The organism is Kitasatospora sp. NPDC059648 (assembly GCF_042734825.1).
Taxonomy (GTDB): domain Bacteria; phylum Actinomycetota; class Actinomycetes; order Streptomycetales; family Streptomycetaceae; genus Kitasatospora.
In genome coordinates this window covers 77,154-97,302 of sequence record NZ_JBHWDU010000025.1, presented here as the reverse complement: position 1 = coordinate 97,302, position 20,149 = coordinate 77,154, and the positions used below count along the sequence as shown (strand labels likewise).

General features: G+C 73.7%; 14 protein-coding genes and 1 tRNA gene. 3 read left to right on the top strand and 12 right to left on the bottom strand.

Annotated features, from left to right (window positions below; all coding sequences use genetic code 11):
- Positions 1-209: 209 nt before the first annotated feature.
- Positions 210-473 carry a hypothetical protein gene (locus ACFV1W_RS17705; protein WP_380417503.1) on the bottom strand — a complete coding sequence of 88 codons (264 nt, stop codon included), beginning with the start codon at positions 471-473 and terminating at the stop codon, positions 210-212.
- Between the two features lie 88 nt (positions 474-561).
- Between ACFV1W_RS17705 and ACFV1W_RS17700 the strand changes: the two genes are divergently transcribed.
- Positions 562-1,230, top strand: a complete 669-nt coding sequence (locus tag ACFV1W_RS17700) for a helix-turn-helix domain-containing protein (protein ID WP_380417501.1) — start codon at positions 562-564, stop codon at positions 1,228-1,230.
- Positions 1,227-2,873, top strand: coding sequence for a tyrosine-type recombinase/integrase (locus tag ACFV1W_RS17695; RefSeq protein WP_380417499.1), 1,647 nt, complete (start codon positions 1,227-1,229; stop codon positions 2,871-2,873). Before ACFV1W_RS17700 ends, ACFV1W_RS17695 begins: the two co-directional genes overlap by 4 nt.
- A 79-nt stretch (positions 2,874-2,952) precedes the next feature.
- Here the strand turns inward: ACFV1W_RS17695 and ACFV1W_RS17690 are convergent.
- Positions 2,953-3,026: transfer RNA gene (locus ACFV1W_RS17690), tRNA-Thr, on the bottom strand.
- Positions 3,027-3,209: 183 nt separating this feature from the next.
- Between ACFV1W_RS17690 and leuE the strand changes: the two genes are divergently transcribed.
- Positions 3,210-3,860, top strand: a complete 651-nt coding sequence (gene leuE / locus ACFV1W_RS17685; RefSeq protein ID WP_380417497.1) for a leucine efflux protein LeuE — start codon at positions 3,210-3,212, stop codon at positions 3,858-3,860.
- A gap of 56 nt (positions 3,861-3,916) precedes the next feature.
- Here leuE and ACFV1W_RS17680 read toward each other — a convergent pair whose 3' ends face one another.
- The 10 genes from ACFV1W_RS17680 to ACFV1W_RS17635 form a co-directional block, all read right to left on the bottom strand.
- On the bottom strand, positions 3,917-5,554 hold the full coding sequence (locus tag ACFV1W_RS17680) for an alpha/beta hydrolase (RefSeq protein WP_380417495.1): 1,638 nt from the start codon (positions 5,552-5,554) through the stop codon (positions 3,917-3,919).
- Positions 5,555-5,666: 112 nt separating this feature from the next.
- Positions 5,667-6,833: a hypothetical protein gene (locus tag ACFV1W_RS17675; protein ID WP_380417493.1), complete on the bottom strand. Its 1,167-nt coding sequence runs from the start codon at positions 6,831-6,833 to the stop codon at positions 5,667-5,669.
- Positions 6,834-7,156: 323 nt separating this feature from the next.
- Positions 7,157-8,368, bottom strand: a complete 1,212-nt coding sequence (locus ACFV1W_RS17670) for a DNA polymerase III subunit delta' (RefSeq protein WP_380417512.1) — start codon at positions 8,366-8,368, stop codon at positions 7,157-7,159.
- A gap of 221 nt (positions 8,369-8,589) precedes the next feature.
- Positions 8,590-12,027 (bottom strand): dTMP kinase, encoded by a 3,438-nt coding sequence (tmk, locus tag ACFV1W_RS17665; RefSeq protein WP_380417492.1) that lies wholly within the window; start codon positions 12,025-12,027, stop codon positions 8,590-8,592.
- A 281-nt stretch (positions 12,028-12,308) separates the two neighbouring features.
- On the bottom strand, positions 12,309-15,173 hold the full coding sequence (topA, locus tag ACFV1W_RS17660) for a type I DNA topoisomerase (protein WP_380417490.1): 2,865 nt from the start codon (positions 15,171-15,173) through the stop codon (positions 12,309-12,311).
- Between the two features lie 441 nt (positions 15,174-15,614).
- Entirely contained in the window at positions 15,615-16,085 is a 471-nt protein-coding gene (locus tag ACFV1W_RS17655) for a DUF3592 domain-containing protein (RefSeq protein WP_380417489.1), read from the bottom strand.
- 171 nt (positions 16,086-16,256) lie between these two features.
- Positions 16,257-17,789, bottom strand: coding sequence for a methyltransferase (locus ACFV1W_RS17650; protein ID WP_380417487.1), 1,533 nt, complete (start codon positions 17,787-17,789; stop codon positions 16,257-16,259).
- A gap of 334 nt (positions 17,790-18,123) precedes the next feature.
- Entirely contained in the window at positions 18,124-18,897 is a 774-nt protein-coding gene (locus ACFV1W_RS17645) for a small secreted protein (protein WP_380417485.1), read from the bottom strand.
- 161 nt (positions 18,898-19,058) lie between these two features.
- Positions 19,059-19,427 (bottom strand): cyclophilin-like fold protein, encoded by a 369-nt coding sequence (locus ACFV1W_RS17640; RefSeq protein ID WP_380417483.1) that lies wholly within the window; start codon positions 19,425-19,427, stop codon positions 19,059-19,061.
- Positions 19,428-19,659: 232 nt separating this feature from the next.
- Positions 19,660-20,079 (bottom strand): ATP-binding protein, encoded by a 420-nt coding sequence (locus ACFV1W_RS17635; protein WP_380417481.1) that lies wholly within the window; start codon positions 20,077-20,079, stop codon positions 19,660-19,662.
- Between the last annotated feature and the right edge of the window lie 70 nt (positions 20,080-20,149).

The following is a 20,149-nucleotide window of genomic DNA, read 5'->3' as shown; positions in this document are numbered from 1 at the left end:
GTTTTTTATATCGCGCGGGGCTGGGGGGTGTTGGGGGGGGCCACCGCGCCCCCCTTCCCTTTTTGGTGTTGGGCGGGGGGGGGGGGGGGGCCGGGGGCGCCCTCGGCCGCCGGGGCCCCACGAACGTACGGTCATGCCGCAGGAAGATCCACTCTAATCGGGCAAGTACGCCCACGGCAGACAGGCTTGTGAATCGGTCTCTCGCCACGTCAAGCTGCATCAGCCGCCGAACCCTCACCGACCGCCGCCTCGATGCCGAGCAGGCGCAGAAGGTCCGCCGTGATCACGCGGTACTTCTTGCCCAGCCGCAGGACCCGGCAGGGGTACGCGCCGAGGCGGGCCAGCTCGTAGCCCTTGCTCCGCCCGAGGCCGATGGCCCGGTTAGCGGTGTCGAGGTCGATGGCCGCCGGCAGCCTGAGAAGTTCGGCCCGACCCATCCCCTGCGCCGTCGCCGATATATCACCAGTTCGCATATGAACTCCAAATCCGAGCTGCCCCCGGACGGGGGCTGCGGCGGAATGCCGCAACGGAGAAGAGCTTTCCAGTGGCTACTGTGTCGATATGACACAACGCCGCGCGGAACACTGGCCCACCGACGACAGAGACGCGCCCGACTGGCCCGAACGGATCACCAAGGACGTGATCCGAGCAATCACCCGAAGGAGGCAAGACCTTGGACTGTCCGCGCAGGATGTGGCCGACGAAACAAGGGACTTGGGCTACGAAGTCCCCCGGAACGTCATCGCCAACTGGGAGTCCGGCAGGCGCAAGACGATCACGATTCCCGAGCTGATCGTCGTGGCCGAGGCCCTGGACATCGCACCGGTCGAGCTGCTCTTCTCCCCAGCCCTCGGCGGCTGGGTCGACTACCTGCCAGAGATGCCCAGCGACCGCTGGTCGGCGCTCACCCACTTCACAGGAGAGGCCCGCCACTCGCTCGGGATGTATCGGCTCCGCCTCTACCGGGAGCACGAACGGATCTGGCAGGAGCTTCAGGAGGAGCATCACGACGCGTTCCAACTGGAGTTCAAGTTGTTTCGGGAGGAATGGCCTCCCGGCTCGCAGGAGAAACTCGACGCTTTCGTCGCCGCCGTCCGCGAGCGGCTTCAACCCGTCAGGGCACGACTGCGCGAGATCGGCCTGGAGGTTTCGCCCCTCGCGCCAAGCCTCGGTTTTCTCGACGCCGAACTCCCCCCTCTCAAAACCGATACCGATCTGGAGGACGAATGAAGGGTTCCACCTATCACCGCTGCTACTGCCGCGACGCCGAGACCGGAAAGCCGCTCGGCAAGGCGTGCCCGAAGCTCGGCAGCCGAAAGCACGGCGCCTACTCCATACGCCAGGAGCTGCCCAACGCCGAGGACGGCACGCGCCGTTCGTTCAACCGCGCCGGCTACGAGACGTTGAAGGAGGCTCAGGCTGACCTCGACCACGTTCGCGGCCTGCTCGCCCTCGGCAAGGAGGATCCCGACGACCTGGCCCTGGTCTCCGACCTCCTGGTGAAGGTCGCAGACGAGAAGGCTCAGCTGCCCGACATCGAGGAGACCCGCAACCGCCTGAAGGCTGGTCAGGATCTGTCCAGCCGCGTCACCGTGGGCGAGTGGCTCGATACCTGGCTGGCCGGCAAGAAGATCCGCAAGTCCGGGATCACCCGCTACGAGTGTGACGTGCGGGTCCACCTCAAGCCCCGCATCGGGCACATCCGCGTCGACCGGCTGCGGGTGAGCACGCTCGCCGAGATGTTCACGGCCATCGCCGACGCCAACGAGGAGATCCTGGAGAACAACGCCCTGCGGCACGCGCTGAAGGCCGAACTCGACGCGGTGCCGATCAAGGGCGTGGAGAACCGCGCCCGCCGCAAGGCTCTGCGCGCCGAACTCGCCGGGATGCCGCCCTTCCGGCGAACGACCGGCGCGGCCACCCGCCAGCGCATCCGGGCCACGCTCCGGACCGCCCTGAACGACGCGATCCCCGAGGGCCTGATCACTCTCAACCCGGCCGCCCACGTCAAGCTCGACCCGGCCGCCAAGCCGAAGGCTCTGGTCTGGACCCCAGAGCGGGTCGCCCAGTGGCAGGCGACCGGCGTGAAGCCCTCCCCCGTGATGGTCTGGACGCCGCAGCAGACCGGCGCGTTCCTCGACTTCGTTGCTGCCGACCGCCTGTACGCGATGTGGCACGTGATCGCCTTCCGCGGGCTCCGCCGGGGCGAGGCGTGCGGCCAGCTGTGGTCCGAGACCAACCTCGACAACGGCTCGCTGACCGTGACAGCCCAGCTCGTGCAGGACGGCTGGGAGGTCGAGGAGTCCGACCCCAAGACCGACGGGAGCTTCCGGACCGTGGCGCTGGACGACGACACGGTGGCCGTCCTCCGACGCCACCGGGAGCGGCAGCAGAAGGAGCGGGCCGACTGGGGGCCGGCCTGGAAGGACACCGGCCGGGTCTTCACCAACGAGGATGGTTCCTGGCTTCACCCAGGCAAGGTCACCGAGATGTTCGAGCGGCTCGTGACCGCGTCCGGCCTGCCGCCGATCCGCCTGCACGACCTCCGCCACGGCGCGGCCACCCTAGCGCTCGCAGGAGGGGTCGACATGAAGGTGGTGTCCGACATGCTCGGCCACTCCTCCATCAAGATCACCTCGGACATTTACACCAGCGTCCTGCCCGAGATCGCCAAAGACGCCGCCGAGGCCGCCGCGAAGCTCGTCCCCCTCCAGCGGAAGACCGAAGCCGAGGCCCGCGCCAAGGCCGCAGCCGAAGCGGAGAAGGCCAAGCGGAAGGCGGCGAAGAAGGCCAAGCGGAAGGCCAAGAAGGCCAAGGGCCAACCCAAGATCAACCCCAGCGCTCACGCATCGCTCACGCAAGCGATCTTGTAGCGCGCCACTGACGCCTGCTCACACGCCAAGGAACGGCAAAAGGCCCAGGTCATGGGCTAGATGACCTGGGCCTTCACTGAGCCGCCTGCGGGATTCGAACCCGCGACCTACGCATTACGAGTGCGTTGCTCTGGCCAACTGAGCTAAGGCGGCACCGCTGCCACGTGTGGTGGCAACGCGGGTCAGTCTACACAGGTTCGCAGGTGATCCGTAGCCGGGGTGCTCGGGGGCGGGCGGGGACGGGTGAGGGGCGGATGGTTGTCGCTTCAATCGATCGCCTGTACGACGTTACGATGAGCGCCCCCTGTCACCCCTCCCCCACCTCCGGAGCGCACCGTGCTCGGTGTCAACGACCTGGCGACGTACGTCCTCGGCGCCCTCGTCATCATCCTGCTGCCCGGCCCCAACTCGCTGTACGTGCTGTCGGTCGCCGCCCGCAAGGGCATCCGGACCGGGTACCGGGCGGCGGCGGGCGTGTTCGTGGGCGACCTCACGCTGATCAGCCTGACCTCGCTGGGCGCCGCCTCCCTGCTGAAGGCCAACCCGGCGGTGTTCGCGGTGGTCAAGTTCGGCGGGGCGGCCTACCTGCTGTGGATCGGGTTCGGGATGCTGCGGGCCGCCCGCCAGCTCTGGCGCGAGCGCCGGTCGGAGGCCGACCCGGCGGCCGAAGCGGTGCCGGAGGCGGGTGAGCGGCCGTTCCGGCGGGCGCTGGTGATCAGCCTGCTCAACCCGAAGGCGATCCTGTTCCTGCTGTCGTTCTTCACCCAGTTCGTCGACCCGTCGTACGGGCAGCCCGCGCTCTCCTTCGCCCTGCTCGGCGGCATCCTGCAGACCTTCAGCCTGCTCTACCTCTCGCTGCTGATCTTCGCCGGCACCACGCTCGCCACCGCCTTCCGCCGCCGCAGGCGCCTGTCCGCGACCCTGACCAGCGGTGTCGCCGTGCTGTTCGCGGGCTTCGCCGCGAAGCTGGCGGTCTCCTCCGCCTGACCGGGCGGCACGGCCGGCGACGGCGGGCGACGGCGGGCGTGTAGGGCGGCCCCAAGCTAGGAGGCGCAGCGCTTGCCCTGCTCCGGCGCCTCCCCGGTGAGCAGGAACCGGTTGACCGCGCCGTCCACGCAGGTGCTGCTCCGCCCGTAGGCGGTGTGGCCGTCCCCGTCGTAGGTGAGCAGGCGGCCGGACTCCAGCTGCCCGGCCAGCGACCGGGCCCAGTCGTACGGGGTGGCCGGGTCGCGGGTGGTGCCGACGACGACGATCGGGGCGGCGCCGGCGGCCCGGATGGTGTGCGCCGCACCGGTGGCCCGGATCGGCCAGTAGGCGCAGGTCAGCGCCATCCAGGCCATGTCGCGCCCGAAGTGCGGCGAGGCCCGCTCGAAGTCCGGCACCGCCCGCTGGACGTCCTCCGGCGAGCTGAACGGGGCGGGCAGGTCGAGGCAGTTCACCGCCGTGTTGGCGAACATCAGGTTGGGGTACGAGCCGTCCGCCTCGCGCCCGTAGTAGGCGTCGGAGAGCTTCAGCAGCGCGGTGCCGTCGCCCGCCTTGGCGTCGGCGAGCGCGGTGCGCAGCTCGGGCCACAGGAACGCGGCGTACATGGCCTGGACGACGCCGGTGGTGGCCTGGGACTCGGTCAGCCGGCGCCCCTTGTCGGTGCTGTGCAGCGGGGCTGCGTGGACGGCCGCGAGGAGGGCGGTGAGCTGCTCGCCGATCTGCTGCTCGGTGTGGCCGAACGGGCAGTCCTCCCGCTTGGCGCAGTCCTTGGCGAAGGCGGCCCAGGCGGTCTCGAAGCCGCCGGCCTGGACGCGGTTGCTGGTGACCGAGTCGAGCGCCGGGTCCATCGCGCCGTCCAGCACCACCCGGCCGACCCGGCTCGGGAACAGCCCGGCGTAGGTGGCGCCGAGGAAGGTGCCGTACGACTTGCCGACGAAGTTCAGCCGCTCGTCGCCGAGCAGGGCCCGCAGCACGTCCATGTCGCGGGCCGCCTCGACGGTGCTGAGGTGGCCGAGCGCGGGACCGGCCTGCTTGCGGCAGCCCTCGGCGTACTCCTTGTCGGCGGCGACCAGCGCGTCGATCGCCCGCTGGTCCCCGGGGGCCAGGTCGGCGGCGGTGAAGGCGTCCATCCGGTCCCCGCTCAGACAGCTGACGGGGTTGCTGCGGCCCACCCCGCGCGGGTCGAGGCCGACCAGGTCGTAGCGGGCGTGCACCGCGCGGTCGTACGTCCTGGCGACGGCCTCCAGGTACTCGACCGCCGAACCGCCGGGGCCGCCCGGGTTGAGCAGCAGCGAACCGAGCCGGGGGTCGCCCGAACCACCCGTCTCGGCGGTCGAGCGGGCGGCCGAGAGGGTGAGGTCGCCGTCACCGGGGCGGTCGTAGTCCATCGGCACCCGGAAGGTGGTGCACTCGAACCCGCCGTCGCACGGCTGCCAGGTCGGCTGCTGCGCGTAGTACGGCGCGAGCGCGGCAGGCACGGCGGCGGGCAGCGGCTCCAGCGGGGCGGCGGAGGGCGGCGCGTCGGGTCCGACGGAGTCGGTCGAGCCGGGATCACCGGACGCCACGGTGGGCCCGTTGCAGCCGCCCGCCGAGACGGCCACCAGCCCGGCCACGAGCACCGCCGCCGCCACCCGCGTCCGGGCCAGAAGCCGCACCCGCACCCGCACCCGCGCCCGCGCCCGCCCGACGACCCTCATCCGCTTCCTCTCCACCGCTCCGGGAACACCGGGAAAAGTACGGGAACCGAGCAACGCCACTGCCCGGTACCCACCCCGGGTGCCGGGCAGCGTAACGTCCGCGCGGTGGCCCTCAGGACGCCTTGGCCAGCGCCTCGGCCAGGAACTGCGCCGCTTGCCTGACCAGTCGAAGCCGCTCCCGGTCCGCGGTGTAGTCCTGCACGTTGTCCGAGATCCGTACCTCGGCCTTGGCCGCCGGGCCCGGCCCGGCCTTGAGTGCGTTCTGGAGCTTGCGGGCCGCGTCCAGTCCGGCCGCGTCGCCCCTGGCTGCGGCCAGCAGCAGCTTGGCCGAGCTGCCCGCCGGGGCCTCGGCGCCGGTCTGGGCGAGCAAGGCGGCGTCGTAGCGGCCGGAGACCGCGGCGGCCGCGCCGTAGAGGTCCGGCCTGGCCAGCCCGGCCGCGGCCGCGCAGGACGCGCCGTCGCCGATCCCGAGGACGGCCCAGGAGGCCGGGCCGGGCGGGAGGGTGCGGAAGGAGGCCGCGACGGTGGCCCGCAGCGTCGGGTCGTCGGCGACGGCGGCCGGGGCGGCGGCGACCAGCTCGCAGGGGTGCGCGGTGCCGTTCGGGGCCTCGGGCGCGACCAGGATGAACGGACGGGTGCGGCCGGTCTGCAGGGCGGCGCCGACGCCCTCGAAGACGTCCGGCACCTCTGCGTCGGCGGTCTTGCTCGGGGTGGCGGCGTGCATCACCACGACCGGGAAGCGCGCGTTCGGCTCCCTGCCGTACTGCGGCGGCAGCCAGACCCGGACGTTGCGCGGCTTCCCGTCGGGGCCGAGCACGGCGGACTGGAGCAGCTCGCCGCCGCCCGGGTGCCCGACGCTGTCGAAGCGGCTGGCCACGGCGGACGCCCCGGCCGGTGCCGCGCTCGCGGTCGGCGCCGCAGCGGCCGACTCGGGGGCCGTGGGCGGCGCCGCCTGCTGCCGGACCGCCGCCCCCGTCGCCGACCCGGGCCAGGCGCCCGCCCCGGCCGCGTCCACGGCGGACCGCGCCTGGTCCGCCCCACCCCGCTTCCCGCTCAGAGCGCCGAACGCCCCGAGCGCGGTGAGCAGCGTCAGCGCGGTGACGCACACCCCGCAGACCATGGCCCCGCCGGCCCGCACCAGCATCGGCCACCGGTCACCGGCCAGCTCGTACGCCTCGGCGGCCCGCAGGTCACGCCAGCGCTGGAGCGCACCGCGCGCCAGCCAGATCCCGCCGAGGGCAGCGGCCAACAGGGGGATGACGAGGAGCGGACGAACCACGGAACGCACCACCTCGGGAGGAGGGCCGACGCCGGACGAACCCGGTGCCGTACGGGAGGCGACCGCTCCGGCGTCGGGCCCTCCCGAACGGGAAGACCCGGGTACGGCCGGGGCACAGTCGGCCCCCAGCGTGCACAACGGGCGTGCCGTCACACGCGGGTGTGCCCGGCGAGTATCGCCCGTTCACTCGAAGGTGGGACACCGGGCCGACTCCGGGAGGCCTACACCGGGGAGCCGGAGCGGCGCGGGAAGAGCCAGTGGACGGCGCGGGAAGAGCCCGCGGGCGGCGCGGGGAACGCCCGCCGACGACGCGGGAGGGGGCCTCAGCCCGCCCGCAGCGCCACCGTCATCGCCTCGACCGCGAGCAGCGGGTCCACGTTGCGGTCCAGCGCCGTGCGGCAGGCGAGCACCGCCTCGATGCGGCGCAGCGTGCCCTCGGCCGGGCCGGCCTGGGCGACCCGGTCCAGAGCCTGCCGCTGGTCCTCGTTGGCGAGCGCGCCGGTGGAGCCGAGCTGGATCGCCAGGACGTCCCGGTAGAAGCTGAGCAGGTCGAGCAGCGCGACGCCGAGGGTCTCCCGGCGGGTGCGGGTGGCCCGGCTCTTCTGCCGCTTCTCCAGTTCCTTGACCGCCCCGGCCATGCCGCGCGGCGCCTTGGCGCCCTCGGCGGCGCCGTAGGCGGCCTTCAGGTCCCCCGTCTCCCTGGCGTCCTGGGTCTCGGCGAGTGCCTCGGCGTCGGCCTTGGCGGTGTCGACCAGCCGCTGGGCGGCGGTCAGGCAGCCGCCGATGTCGGCGACCTCCAGCGGGATCCGCAGCACCTCGGCGCGGCGGGTGCGGGCCTGCTCGTCCACGGCGAGGCGGCGCGCGCGCTCGATGTCGCCCTGCCCCGCGAGCGCGGCCAGCCGGGCGGTCTCGGGGTCGACACCGTCGCGGCGGACCAGCATGTCGGCGACCGCGTCGGCGGCGGGGGTGCGCAGCACCAGCAGGCGGCAGCGCGAGCGGATGGTCGGCAGCACGTCCTGGACGGAGGGGGCGCAGAGCAGCCAGACGGTGCGTGGGGAGGGCTCCTCCACGCCCTTGAGCAGCGCGTTCGCGGCGGCCTCGGTGAGCCGGTGGGCGGCGTCCACCAGGATCACCGACCAACGGCCGCCGGTCGGGTAGCTGGAGGCGCGCAGCACCAGGTCGCGCATGTCACCGACGCCGATGGACAGGCCGTCGCTCCGCACGTACTTGACGTCGGCGTGGCTGCCGGCCAGCACGGTGTGGCAGCCGTCGCAGAACCCGCAGCCGGGCGTACCGCCGAGCGCGAGGTCGGGGCTGGTGCACTGGAGGGCGGCCGCGAAGGCGCGCGCCGCGGTGACCTGTCCGGCCCCGGGGGGGCCGGTGAACAGCCAGGCGTGGGTCATCAGGGACGCGTTCCCGCCCTGGCCCGGAGCGGCTCCGCGGCCGGCCTCGACCGTCGCTCCGGCCGCCCGGGCCGCGGCGGTCAGCTGGTCGACCACCCGATCCTGGCCCACCAGGTCGTCCCAGACGGCCACTGCTGCTCCCAAGCTCCGTACGGCAGCGCTCCCGGCGCCGATTCCCCGCCGTCGAGCATACGTCTCCGCTCCGACAGCCCCTGCTCCGTCCGGGGCACGGAGTAAGCGGCCACGGGGTGGACACAGCCGCGCAGCCTCGCGGCCGGCAGTACGGCGACGGGCGGCGCCCCGGGGCTCACTGCCCCGACGGTGCCGCCCGTCCATCCGTCATCCGTACCGGTTCAGCCCCGGCGACCCCAGCGCCGGCCCTTGCCCTTGCCGCCGCTCTCGCCGCCCTCGCCGCCCTGGCCGCGGTCGTCCCCGCGGCGCCGGTCGCCGCCGTCGGGCCGGCCCGGCTCAGCCGGGTCGCCGCCGCCCTGCTCCCAGCGCGCCCACTCGTCGCGCGAGCCGAGCAGGGTGTCGGTCAGGCTCGGCAGGTCGTCCATCGGGGTCTCCTCGGCCCACTCGGGCCGGGGCCGCTCGGCGGTGGACTGCGGGTCGACCGCGGGCGGGGCAGCGAGCGGCCGGGCGGCCGACCGGCCGTCCACCACCGGCAGCTCACGGGTGCTGTCCGCCTGCTCCCCCGGGCGCCCCGGCTCGACCCGCGGCAGCACCGCGGTCTCGTCCACGGCGGGCACCTTGGGCAGCACGGCCGTCTCGTCCGCCGCCGGAACCCGCGGCAGCACGGCCGTCTCGTCCGCCGCCGGGACCCTGGGCAGCCGGGCGGTCGCGTCGGCGGCCTCCGCTGCCCGGACGGCGGCCTCCCGGTCGCGCAGCGTCAGCTCGCGCGTCGCCTCGTCGCCAAGGCCTTCCGCCGCGCCCTGCGGGGTCTCCGGAGCCGCCCGCAGCTCCGTCGTGGCCGCATCCCCGGCCGACGGGCCCGAACCCGACGGACCCGAACCCGAGCGTTCCGAACCCGAGCCGGAACCCGCACCGGCCCCGGAGCCCGACGCCGCAGCCGAACCGGCCCGGTCCGCGGCCGTCTCCGCCGCCGCGGCAGCCGCCGCCAGGGCCGCGGCCTGCGCCAGCCGAGCCTCCTCGGCCCGCTGGAGCGCCTCCTCCGCCCGGCGCCGCTGCTCCTCGCGCGCCAGCTCCCGCTGCCGCTGCAGCTCCGCCTGGGCGGCCGCCTCGGCGGCGATCCGCTGGCGCTCGGCGGCCTCAGCGGCCAACCGGGCCTCTTCCTCGGCCCGCCGACGGGCCTCCTCCTCGGCGCGGCGGTGCGCTTCCTCCTCCGCGCGGCGGCGGGCCTCCTCCTCGGCCTTGCGCCGGGCCTCGGCAGCGACCCGCTCGGCCTCCTCCTTGGCCAGCCGCTCCTTTTCGGCCTGCTCGGCCCGCAACTGCGCCAGCACCTCCTGGCGCTTGCGTTCGGCGGCCTCCTCCTCGGCCTTCTTACGGGCCTCCTCGGCGGCACGCCGCTCGGCCTCCTCCTTGGCCAGCCGCTCCCCCTCGGCGCGGGCGGCCTTCTCCTGCTCGGAGAGCGGCAGCTCGCGGTCGAGCCGGTGCCGGATGGCGGTGGTGACGAAGCCGGGGGCCTGGCTGCCGTCCACGACCAGGTAGCGCGCCGGATCGGCGGCCGCGAGGGCGAGGAAGCCCGCCCGGACCCGCTGGTGGAACTCGGTGGGCTCGGACTCCAGCCGGTCCAGCGCCTCGGTGAAGCGCTCCCGGGCCCTGGTCGGGTCGACGTCCAGCACCACGGTCAGGTCCGGCAGAAGCCCGCCGGTCGCCCAGCGGGAGATCCGGGCGACCTCGGTGGCGGCCAGGTCGCGCCCGGCTCCCTGGTAGGCGATGGAGGAGTCCATGTACCGGTCGGTGATCACCACGGCGCCGCGGGCGAGGGCCGGCCGGATGACGTTCTCCACGTGCTCGGCGCGGTCGGCGGCGTAGATCAGCGCCTCGGCGCGGTGCGACAGGCCGGTGTTGCCGACGTCCAGGACGAGCCCGCGCAGCCGCTGGCCGACCGGGCTGCCGCCGGGCTCGCGGGTGAGCACGACCTCGTGCCCCTTGCCGCGGATCCACTCGGCGAGCGCCTGGGCCTGGGTGGACTTGCCGGCGCCGTCGCCGCCCTCCAGGGCGATGAAGAATCCGGTGCCCGCGCCCCGGTGCGGCACCGGGCCGCTGCCGCCGCGCACCGCGTCCACCAGGTCCCGGCCGAACGGCACGGTGCCACGCCGGTCGTCGGTGCGCAGCAGCACGACGGCGGCGAGCACCAGGGTGAGCAGCCCCGAGGTGGCGACGGCGAGGGCGGCCCCGCCGTGGATGAAGGTGAAGGAACCGGGCTCGACGGTGCCGTACTCGACGTCCCCGTAGGCCGCGGCGATCAGCGGGACGGCGACCAGCGCGGCGGCGACCACGGCCCGCAGCACCGCGTGCAGGTGCTCGGTGACCTTGGGCAGCCGGGCCTCCTCGACCTCCTGGGCGAGCAGGGTGCGCCCGGCCGAGACGACGATCCCGGCGGCCAGCCCGGCCAGCCCGGTGAGCAGCAGCACCAGCACGAAGTCCAGCACCAGCCCGGCCAGGATCAGCGCGACGCCCTCGGTGAGCAGCGCCAGCGCGAGCAGCCGGCGGCGGGAGAGCGAGGGCAGGACGGCCCGGGTGAGCCCGGCGCCGAGCGCGGGGGCGCCGACCGCGGCGAGCACGATCAGGCCGTAGCCGATCGGCCCGGCCCGGTGCTCGGCGGCGGTGAGCAGCGCCAGCGCGGCGACGCCCGCCATCGAGGCGAAGCCGGCCGCGACGGCGAAGGTGAAGTACGGCGCGCTGCCGGTGCGGCCCTTGCGCAGGGCGGGGCCGGGGGTCGCGTCGGTCGGGGCGCGCAGGCCGGTCAGCGGCGAGTGCGGGGCCACGGCCACCGGTCCGCCGGGCAGCGGCTGGAGGTAGCCGCGGACGGCCGCGGCGGCGAACAGGCCGGCCGCGCCGAGCGCCGCGAAGGTCAGCTGGTGGGCGCGCAGCCAGTCCGAACCGAGCGCCGCGCCGATGTTGTTGACCAGGGTGAAGCCGACCAGGCCGACGGCGCCGAGCGCCACGGTCACCCAGCCGGTGAAGCGGTCGATGCTCCGGACGGTGTCCAGATTGGCGGCGGCCGGCCGCTGCTCGGCGGCGGGCGCGTACGGGTCGGCCGGCGGCAGCAGGCCGGGGACGGCGGCGGCCTTGGCGATCCCCCACACCCGCTCGGCGGCACCGGTGAGGAACACCGTAGCGAGCAGCACGTAGGTGGCCGCGCCGGAGGGCTTCGGGCCGGAGCCCAACCAGACCGTCCACCAGGGCGCGATGCCGATCAGCAGGGCGCGCAGCGCGTCCGCGCCGAACAGCGTCCAGCGTCGGTCGAGCTTCCCGGCGACCAGCTGGTGCACCGGCTCCAGCAGCGCCACGCCGACCAGCCCGGTGGCCGCCACCCGGACGGCCAGGACGGCCGCGGTGGTGAAGGCAAAGCTGCGCGGCAGGTCGCCGAGCTGCCCGGCCTGGGCGGCGGCGATCACGGTGAGCGCGAGCAGCACCAGCAGCCCGAGCCGGTCGGCGGTGCCGCCGATCAGCTGGGTGGTCCACAGGCGCCGGTAGGGCCTGGTCCGCAACAGCGCCCGGGCCCGGTCCACGGGGGTTCCGGCGGGCGCGACCTCGGGCAGGTCGGGACCGGTGGCTCTGGCGGCCGGGGCGGCGCTGGGGGTGGGCTGCTCCTCGCTCGTCATACGGTCAGCGTAGCGGTCTGGGCTTTGCCCGATTGAGATGAACGGGGTTCCGGTTCCCGCTCATCACCGGCCTGTGACGATCCCCGCACAGACCAGGGCGCCCCCCGCACGAACCATGGGGCCGTCCCGCACGGACCAGGGGCCGCCCCGGCCGCCGGTGCACCGGGAGCGCGTCGTGCCCCGTACCGGTCCAGCGCTGCCCCGTACCGATCCCGAGCCGGAACGGCCTCGGGCCCGAACCCCCGAACGGGGGCGCGGGCCCGGGTACCGCTGTCGGAGGATCAGCCCTCGTCGGTGGCGGCGGGCTTGCCGGCCGCGGCCTTCTTCGCGGCCGCCTTCTTCGCCGTCGCCGTCTTGGCGGTGGTGGTCTTCTTCGCGGCCGTCTTCTTGGCGGCGGTCTTGGTCGCCGCCGTCTTGGTGGTGGTCGTCTTCTTGGCCGCCGCCTTCTTCGCCGGAGCCTTCTTCGCCGCCTTCTTCACCGGCCCGCGCGCCCGCTTCTCGGCGAGCAGCTCGTAGCCGCGCTCCGGCGTGATGGTCTCGACGTCGTCGTCCTTGCGCAGCGTGGCGTTGGTCTCCCCGTCGGTCACGTACGGGCCGAACCGGCCGTCCTTGACCACCACCGGGCGCTCGCTGACCGGGTCCGTGCCCAGCTCCTTGAGCGGCGGGGCGGCGGCGGCCCGGCCGCGCTGCTTGGGCTGGGCGTAGATCGCCAGCGCCTCTTCGAGGGTGATCGTGAAGAGCTGGTCCTCGCTGGTGAGCGAGCGCGAGTCTGTGCCGCGCTTGAGGTACGGGCCGTAGCGGCCGTTCTGCGCGGTGATCTCCGCGCCCTCGGGGTCGGTGCCGACCACGCGCGGCAGCGACAGCAGCCGCAACGCGTCCTCCAGGGTGACGGTGTCCAGCGACATCGTCTTGAAGAGCGAGGCGGTGCGCGGCTTGACCGCGTTCTTGCCGGTCTTCGGCGTGCCCTCGGGCAGGATCTCGGTCACGTACGGGCCGTAGCGCCCGTCCTTGGCGACCAGCATGTTGCCGCTGACCGGGTCCGGGCCGAGCTCGAAGTCGCCGCTGGGCTTGGCCAGCAGCTCCTCGGCCAGCTCGACGGTCAGCTCGTCCGGCGGCAGCTCGTCCGGGATGTCGGCGCGCTGGCCGGGCTCGCCCTCGACGGCGGAGGCGCGCTCGACGTACGGGCCGTAGCGGCCGACCCGCAGGGTGATGTCCTCGCTGATCCGGAAGGAGCTGATCTCCCGGGCGTCGATCGCGCCGAGGTCGGTGACCAGTTCCTTCAGGCCGCCCAGGTGGTCGCCGTCGCCGTTGCCGGCCTCGGCGGCACCGCCGGCCGCGCCCTCGCCCTCACCGAAGTAGAAGCGCTTCAGCCACGGCACGGACTGAGCCTCACCGGCGGCGATCCGGTCGAGGTCGTCCTCCATCTTGGCGGTGAAGTCGTAGTCGACCAGCCGGCCGAAGTGCTTCTCCAGCAGGTTGACCACGGCGAAGGAGAGGAAGGACGGGACGAGCGCCGTGCCCTTCTTGAACACGTACCGGCGCTGGATGATCGTGTCGATGATCGACGCGTAGGTGGAGGGGCGGCCGATCTCCCGGTCCTCCAGCTCCTTGACCAGCGAGGCCTCGGTGTAGCGGGCCGGCGGCTTGGTGGCGTGGCCCTCCGGGGTGATCCGGTCGGCGGCCAGCGGGTCGCCCTGGGCGACCTGCGGCAGCCGGCGCTCGCGGTCGTCGAGCTCGGCGTTCGGGTCGTCGGCGCCCTCGACGTAGGCCTTGAGGAAGCCGTGGAAGGTGATGATCTTGCCGGACGCGGAGAACTCGACGTCCCGGCCGTCGGCGGAGGCGCCGCCGACCCGGACGGTGACCGACTGGCCGACCGCGTCCTTCATCTGGGAGGCGACGGTGCGCATCCAGATCAGCTCGTACAGCTTGAAGTCGTCGCCGCTCAGGCCGGTCTCGGCGGGGGTGCGGAAGCGGTCGCCGGAGGGGCGGACGGCCTCGTGCGCCTCCTGGGCGTTCTTGACCTTGCTGGCGTAGGTGCGCGGGGCGTCCGGCAGGTAGTCGGCGCCGTAGAGCTGGGTGACCTGCGCGCGGGCGGCAGCGATCGCGGTGTCCGACAGCGTGGTGGAGTCGGTGCGCATATAGGTGATGAAGCCGTTCTCGTACAGCTTCTGGGCCACCTGCATGGTCCGCTTGGCGCCGAAGCCCAGCTTGCGGCTGGCCTCCTGCTGGAGCGTGGTGGTGCGGAACGGCGCGTACGGCGAGCGGCGGTAGGGCTTGGACTCGACGCTGCGGACGCTGAACGCGGTCTGCGCCAGGGCGGCGGCCAGCTGGCGGGCGGCCTGCTCGTCCAGGTGCAGGGTGTTGGTGCTGCCCGCCTTGAGCCGCCCGTCCGAACCGAAGTCGCGGCCGCTGGCGATCCGCTTGCCGTCGACCGAGGCCAGCCGGGCGCCGAAGGTCTCCGGGTTGGCGGCGTCGACCGGGGTGCGGCCGGTGCCGAAGGTGCCGACCAGGTCCCAGTACGAGGCGGTGCGGAAGGCCATCCGCTCGCGCTCGCGCTCGACCACCAGGCGGGTCGCCACGGACTGCACCCGGCCCGCCGACAGCTTCGGCATGACCTTCTTCCACAGCACCGGCGATACCTCGAAGCCGTAGAGGCGGTCGAGGATGCGGCGGGTCTCCTGGGCGTCGACCAGGCGCTGGTTCAGCTCGCGCGGGTTGGCCACCGCCTCCTGGATCGCCGTCTTGGTGATCTCGTGGAACACCATCCGGTGCACCGGCACCTTGGGCTTGAGCACCTGCTGGAGGTGCCACGCGATGGCCTCGCCCTCGCGGTCCTCATCGGTGGCGAGGAAGAGCTCGTCGGACTCCGCGAGCAGCGACTTCAACTTGCTGACCTGGGACTTCTTGTCCGCGTTGACCACGTAGATGGGCGCGAAGTCGTGGTCGACGTCCACCCCGAGGCGGCGCACCTCGCCGGTGTACTTGTCCGGCACCTCGGCCGCGGTGCTGGGGAGGTCGCGGATGTGCCCGACGCTCGCCTCGACGATGTAGCCGGGGCCAAGGTAGCCCTTGATCGTCTTCGCCTTGGCCGGCGACTCGACAATGACGAGTCGCTGTCCGTGCGCGGTCTCGCTGCTCGGGGACACCTTCGCTCTTCTCTCCCGGTCCTTATTGGCTGGTCGGCGCTGGCAGCACGGGCTGCGCTCCGCCCGACCCCTCCACCGTCCCGGGGCCGCCGCTGAACGACACCCCACCAGCGGAGTGTGACCGTACCCCGGCCACCCTTGTCAAACGGACGGATCCCGCTTTTTCGCTTGCCGCGCTCACCGACGCCACTCGAACGGTAACCCGATGACGGAGGTTCGCGCCCCGTGGAGGGGGGCTTCGGCAGGTTCCGGAGGATGGAATGACGGATTTCAAGATCTGTCAACGGAAAAATCGGCGCGCTCGCGGTATCGCGCTCTCCGCTTCGCGCCCGGTTCGCGCCCGGTTCGCGCCGGGTTCATGGCCGGTGCGCGCCCGGTGCGTTCCGATGCGTGTCCGGCACGTTCCAGTGTGTTCCGGTACATCCGGTTCGCGCCGGGGCCTCAGCGGCCGACCGCAGCCAGCAGTCCGGCGCCGGCCAGCAGACAGGCCGTGCCCAGGGCGCTCCACAGCAGGTCGACGACCGCCGTCCGGCCGACCTCCCCGGCCGCCAGCACGGCCCGGCAGGGGCGGTCCGGGTCGTAGCAGATCCGCACCGGGGCGCCGGGGGCGAAACGCTCGGGACGACGCAGCGGAGTGTGCCCGCGCGGCCGGGTGAGCACGAGCTCCGCGATCCGGCCGGCCGCCCCGGAGCCGTTGGCGCCGCCCGCCGACGGCAGCACGGAGAAGGAGAGCAGCGGCGCGCTGTCGAGCTGACCGTGCGCGTCGTTCTCGGCGACGACCGTGGCCATCGTCGACACCCCCCGGCGCCGCACCTGGTGGCGAAGGCGCACTTCGGCGGCGCACCACAGCAACAGCACGCCACCGAAGAGCGTGAGCACCAGCCCGCTCACGGCCGCCGTCGTCGCGTCCACCCCTGGCCCCCGGCTCCCCAGCTCTGTCCACAGCCTGTGGACAGAGCCTCACAGTGTCCGGCCAACAGGGGGCAGCCGGACGGGGTCCGTGGGGCGAACCGGCGTGTACGGGCGGGTGAACCGGGAGCTCTCCTCGTGAGCCTCACCGGACCGGGACTCACCGAACCGGACTTACCGGACCGGGTTGATGAACCCCTGCTCGGTCAGCAGGCGGAGCGACTCCGGCACCCGGTCCCGCAGCACCACCCGGTCCTCGCCCAGCAGGTGCGCGATGGCGTCCACGATCTCGCCCGCCGACAGCGTCCCGTCGCAGACCCCGACGAACCCGGCGCCGACGGTGTCCACCTTGGTGGCCCGCCGCATGCCCCGGTTGTGCCGCAGCACCACATGCTCCGGGTCCTCCGCCCCCGGCGCGCCGACCTGCTCCTGGACCACCTCGTCGGCCAGCACGTAGCGGGCCGCGAGCAGGCCCGCGTCGTCGTGCGAGCGCAGGAAGTCCTGCCGGTCGAACCACTCGTCGATGTGCGGGCCGAGCGGCTGCTCCACCGGGTGCGGCCACTCCTCCACCCGGACGGTCGGACGCTCGGCGCCGCTCGCCCGCAGGGTGATCCAGCCCATCCCGATGCCCTCGACCCGGCCCGCCTCGAAGGCGTCCAGCCACTCGCCGTACCGGGCCTGGTAGTCGCCGCCCGGTCCGCGGTGGTCACCGCCGTCGCGCAGCCACAACTCGGCGTACTGGGCTACGTCCTGGACCTCGCGCTGGACGATCCAGGCGTCCAGCCCGGTGCCCGCCACCCAGCCGGCCAGCCGCTCGTGCCAGTCCTCGCCCCTGACGTGCTGCCAGTTGGCGAGCAACTGGCAGTAGCCGCCCGGCTCCAGGTGATCAGCGGCCGAGCGGACCAGGCTCCGGCACAGGTCGTCTCCGGCCATGCCGCCGTCACGGTAGGTGAACCGGCCGCCCGGCGAGATGACGAACGGCGGGTTGGAGACGATCAGGTCGAACTTCCGCTCCCCTACCGGCTCGAAGAGGCTCCCGGTGAGCGTCTCCGTGTTCTCGAACCCGGACAGCGCCAGGGTCAGTTCGGTGAACCGCAGCGCGCGCGGGTTCAGGTCGGTGGCGGTGACGCAACGGGCGTGCCGGGCGGCGTGCAGCGCCTGCACGCCGGAGCCGGAACCGAGGTCCAGCGCGGCCCGGACGGGCCGGCGGACGGTGATGTTGGCCAGCGTCGTGGACGCCCCGCCGACCCCCAGCACCAGGTCCTTGCGGGCCACCCCGTGCGCGGTCTCGCCGGAGCCGATCCCGCCCGCGCCGCCCACCGCGCACCCCAGGTCGGAGACCACCCAGCCATCCGAACTGGGCATCCCGGCAACCTCGTTGGCGTACGGCCGGACGTCCACCGTGGCGCGCACCAGGTCTCCGTCCGGGCGCAGCCAGCCGTCCGCCAGGCAGTCCTCCACCGGCAGCGCGGCGGCCGCCGCCTTGTACGGCACCGGCTGCTGCAGCAGGAACAGCCGGACCAGCGTCTCCAGCGGGCTGCCGCCGCGGGTCGCGCGCAGTGCCGGAACCGCCTCGCTACGGGCCAACGCCGCGTAGCCGGTGGGCCCCAACAGGTCCAGGCACCCATCGGCGGTGAACGAGGCGGCCAGCAGCGCCTCGCGCAGCTTGGCCAGACGGGTCGGGTCGAGAACAGGACTACTGATCACCCCGCCATTGTCCCCCGACCGGCCCCACCCCGGCCCCACCGGCCCGTGCGGAACGGGCGAGGGACCGCACCCGGCCCGCCGGTCCGGTTCCAGGGCGACGGGTGAACCTCTGCCTCGCCGCCGGTGTCGCGGCGCCCATCCCCTCAGCAGGAGCGCGCCCTCATCCCCACGCTCCCTGCCGGGGCCGGGGCGGCCCGCCATCCGGACCGGAACGCCGACTGCCGAACTGCCGAACTGCCGACACAGGGGCCGGGCCGGGGCCGGGACCGTTCGCGGGAACGGCCCCGGCCCCTGTGTTTCCTCCCGTCTCGCCCCGTCTCCTCCCCGCGCTCGATCAGCTCGCGCTGGGCGCCGGGGTGGCCGGGGTCGTGGCCGGGGCCGCCGGAGTGGTGCTGGCGCCCGCCGAGGGGGTGGCCGCCGGACTCGCGGTGTCCGTCGCGCCCGCGGCAGGGGTGCCGCTGGGGGCGCCGGCCGAGGCGGAGGCGCCAGCGCTCGGGGTGCCGCTCGTGCCGCCGGCGGCCGGGGAAGCGCCGGCCCTGCCGCTCGCACCGGCACTGGGGGTGGCCTGGGTGGGCTTGCAGCCCTCCTGCCTGGCCATCGCCGCGCCAAGGTCGCCGCGCTGCAGCTTGGCCTGCGCCTGGGTGGACAGCGAGGACAGCTGCTGCAGCTGGTCGCCGACGCTGTGCAGCGCGTCCGCGAACTTCGCCTGGTCGTTGTTGGGCAGCGCGTCCAGCTTCTTCTGGACGTCCAGGTAGCCTTCGGAGGCCTTCTTCAGCTCGTCGACGGTGTCCTTCTGCAGCGTCGCACCGTTGTCCACCTTGGGCGCACCGGCTGCGTCGATGGCGGCCGCGATGTCCTGGTTGGTCTTGGCGAGTCGCCCGATGTCCGTCGAGAGCCGCTTCTGCAGATCGGCCGGGGACTCACCGGTCTTCACCTGGCCGGTGTCGGCGAGGGCGGCCTGCGCCTGGGCGATCGGGTCCTTGGCCGCGCCGCAGACGTTCGATGCCCAGGACTCCAGCTGCTTGCTGTTGTCGTCGCCGCCGCAGCCGACGGCTCCGAACGCGAGCAGCACGCCGAGGGCGGGTACGGCCAGCAGTCGCTTGTTCACCGGGAGAAGCCTTTCGGTTCGTCGTCTTCGGTCGTCGAACCTACACGGCCCTCACCGGGCGTCCGGTTCCCGGCTGCTCGGCTCCCGGCTGCACGGCTCCCAGACCGCCCCTGTCCCGAACTCCCGCCCGGCCCGTGCTCAGAACACGCCCCCGCCGCCGATCAGGCCCGCTCGACCCTGATCGGATCGCCCGGCCGGACGGTGCGCAGCACCCCGGCGTCCCCGTCCAACGCACCGAGGACGTTGCAGGGGCTGGCCAGTCGGCACTCGCCGTCCTGGGAGACAGGGGTCGGGCCGTACGGCAGCGCAAGGCTGTCGCCGTCGGTCCAGAACGCGACCGTGCCCCGCTCGACGACCTGCCGGGCACCGTACTCGCGCGGCACGCTGGCGGGCGTGCCGAAGCAGACCTCCTCGCCCCAGGTGTTGGCCGTCGAGCTGATCGGCAGCTCCGCCCAGAGCGTGTCAGTGGTGGGGGTGGCCGCCAGCGTGGCGGTGGCCTGCCCGGCCGGCCACAGGATGCGAATCCGCATGAGCTTCCTCTTCCGCGACAGGTCCGATCGGCGATCGGACCCGGTCGTGCCGGAAGCAGCGAACCGCCGGGTCAACAATTTGTCAATGAGTACCCGGAGAGCGGGACGCCGGGAGACGGATCCTTCGAACGGGACCCTGGCGAAGGACACACCGACGCACCGAACCCCGAGGTGAGGAAACCCGGAGGTCGAGGCAAGGAGCCCCGGAGGTTGAGGAATCCCGGTTACGGCGTCAGACCGCTACGGAGGCGACCGAGACAGGCCAGCTCATCCGGATCACGCCGCCGTCGGCGCCGTTGGCGACCTCCAGGTCCTCGACCAGACCGGTGATCACGGCGAGGCCCAGGGTGTCCTCGTCCGAATCGCCGCCCTCGGCAGCGCCGGAAGCCGGGACCGCGGCGGGGCCCGCCTCGTCCTCGACCTCGATGAGGAAACGCTTCTCCTGGTCGGTCAGGGCGACCCGCACCGTGCCGCCGATGCCCCCGCGCTGGTGCAGACCCACCGCACGCGAGCACGCCTCACCGACCGCGAGCCGCACCTCGTCGAGCACCGACTCGTCAACCCCGGCCCGTCTGGCGACGGCCGCGGCGACCAGCCTGGCCGTCCGCACGTGCTCGGGAAGCGCGCTGAATCGAAGTTCGACGGTTGCCATCTCTCCCCCTCGGGGTACTCCGGCCGGAGCCGACGGTGCGGCCCCGCGGGCCGGCACTCGACCGGCCCTG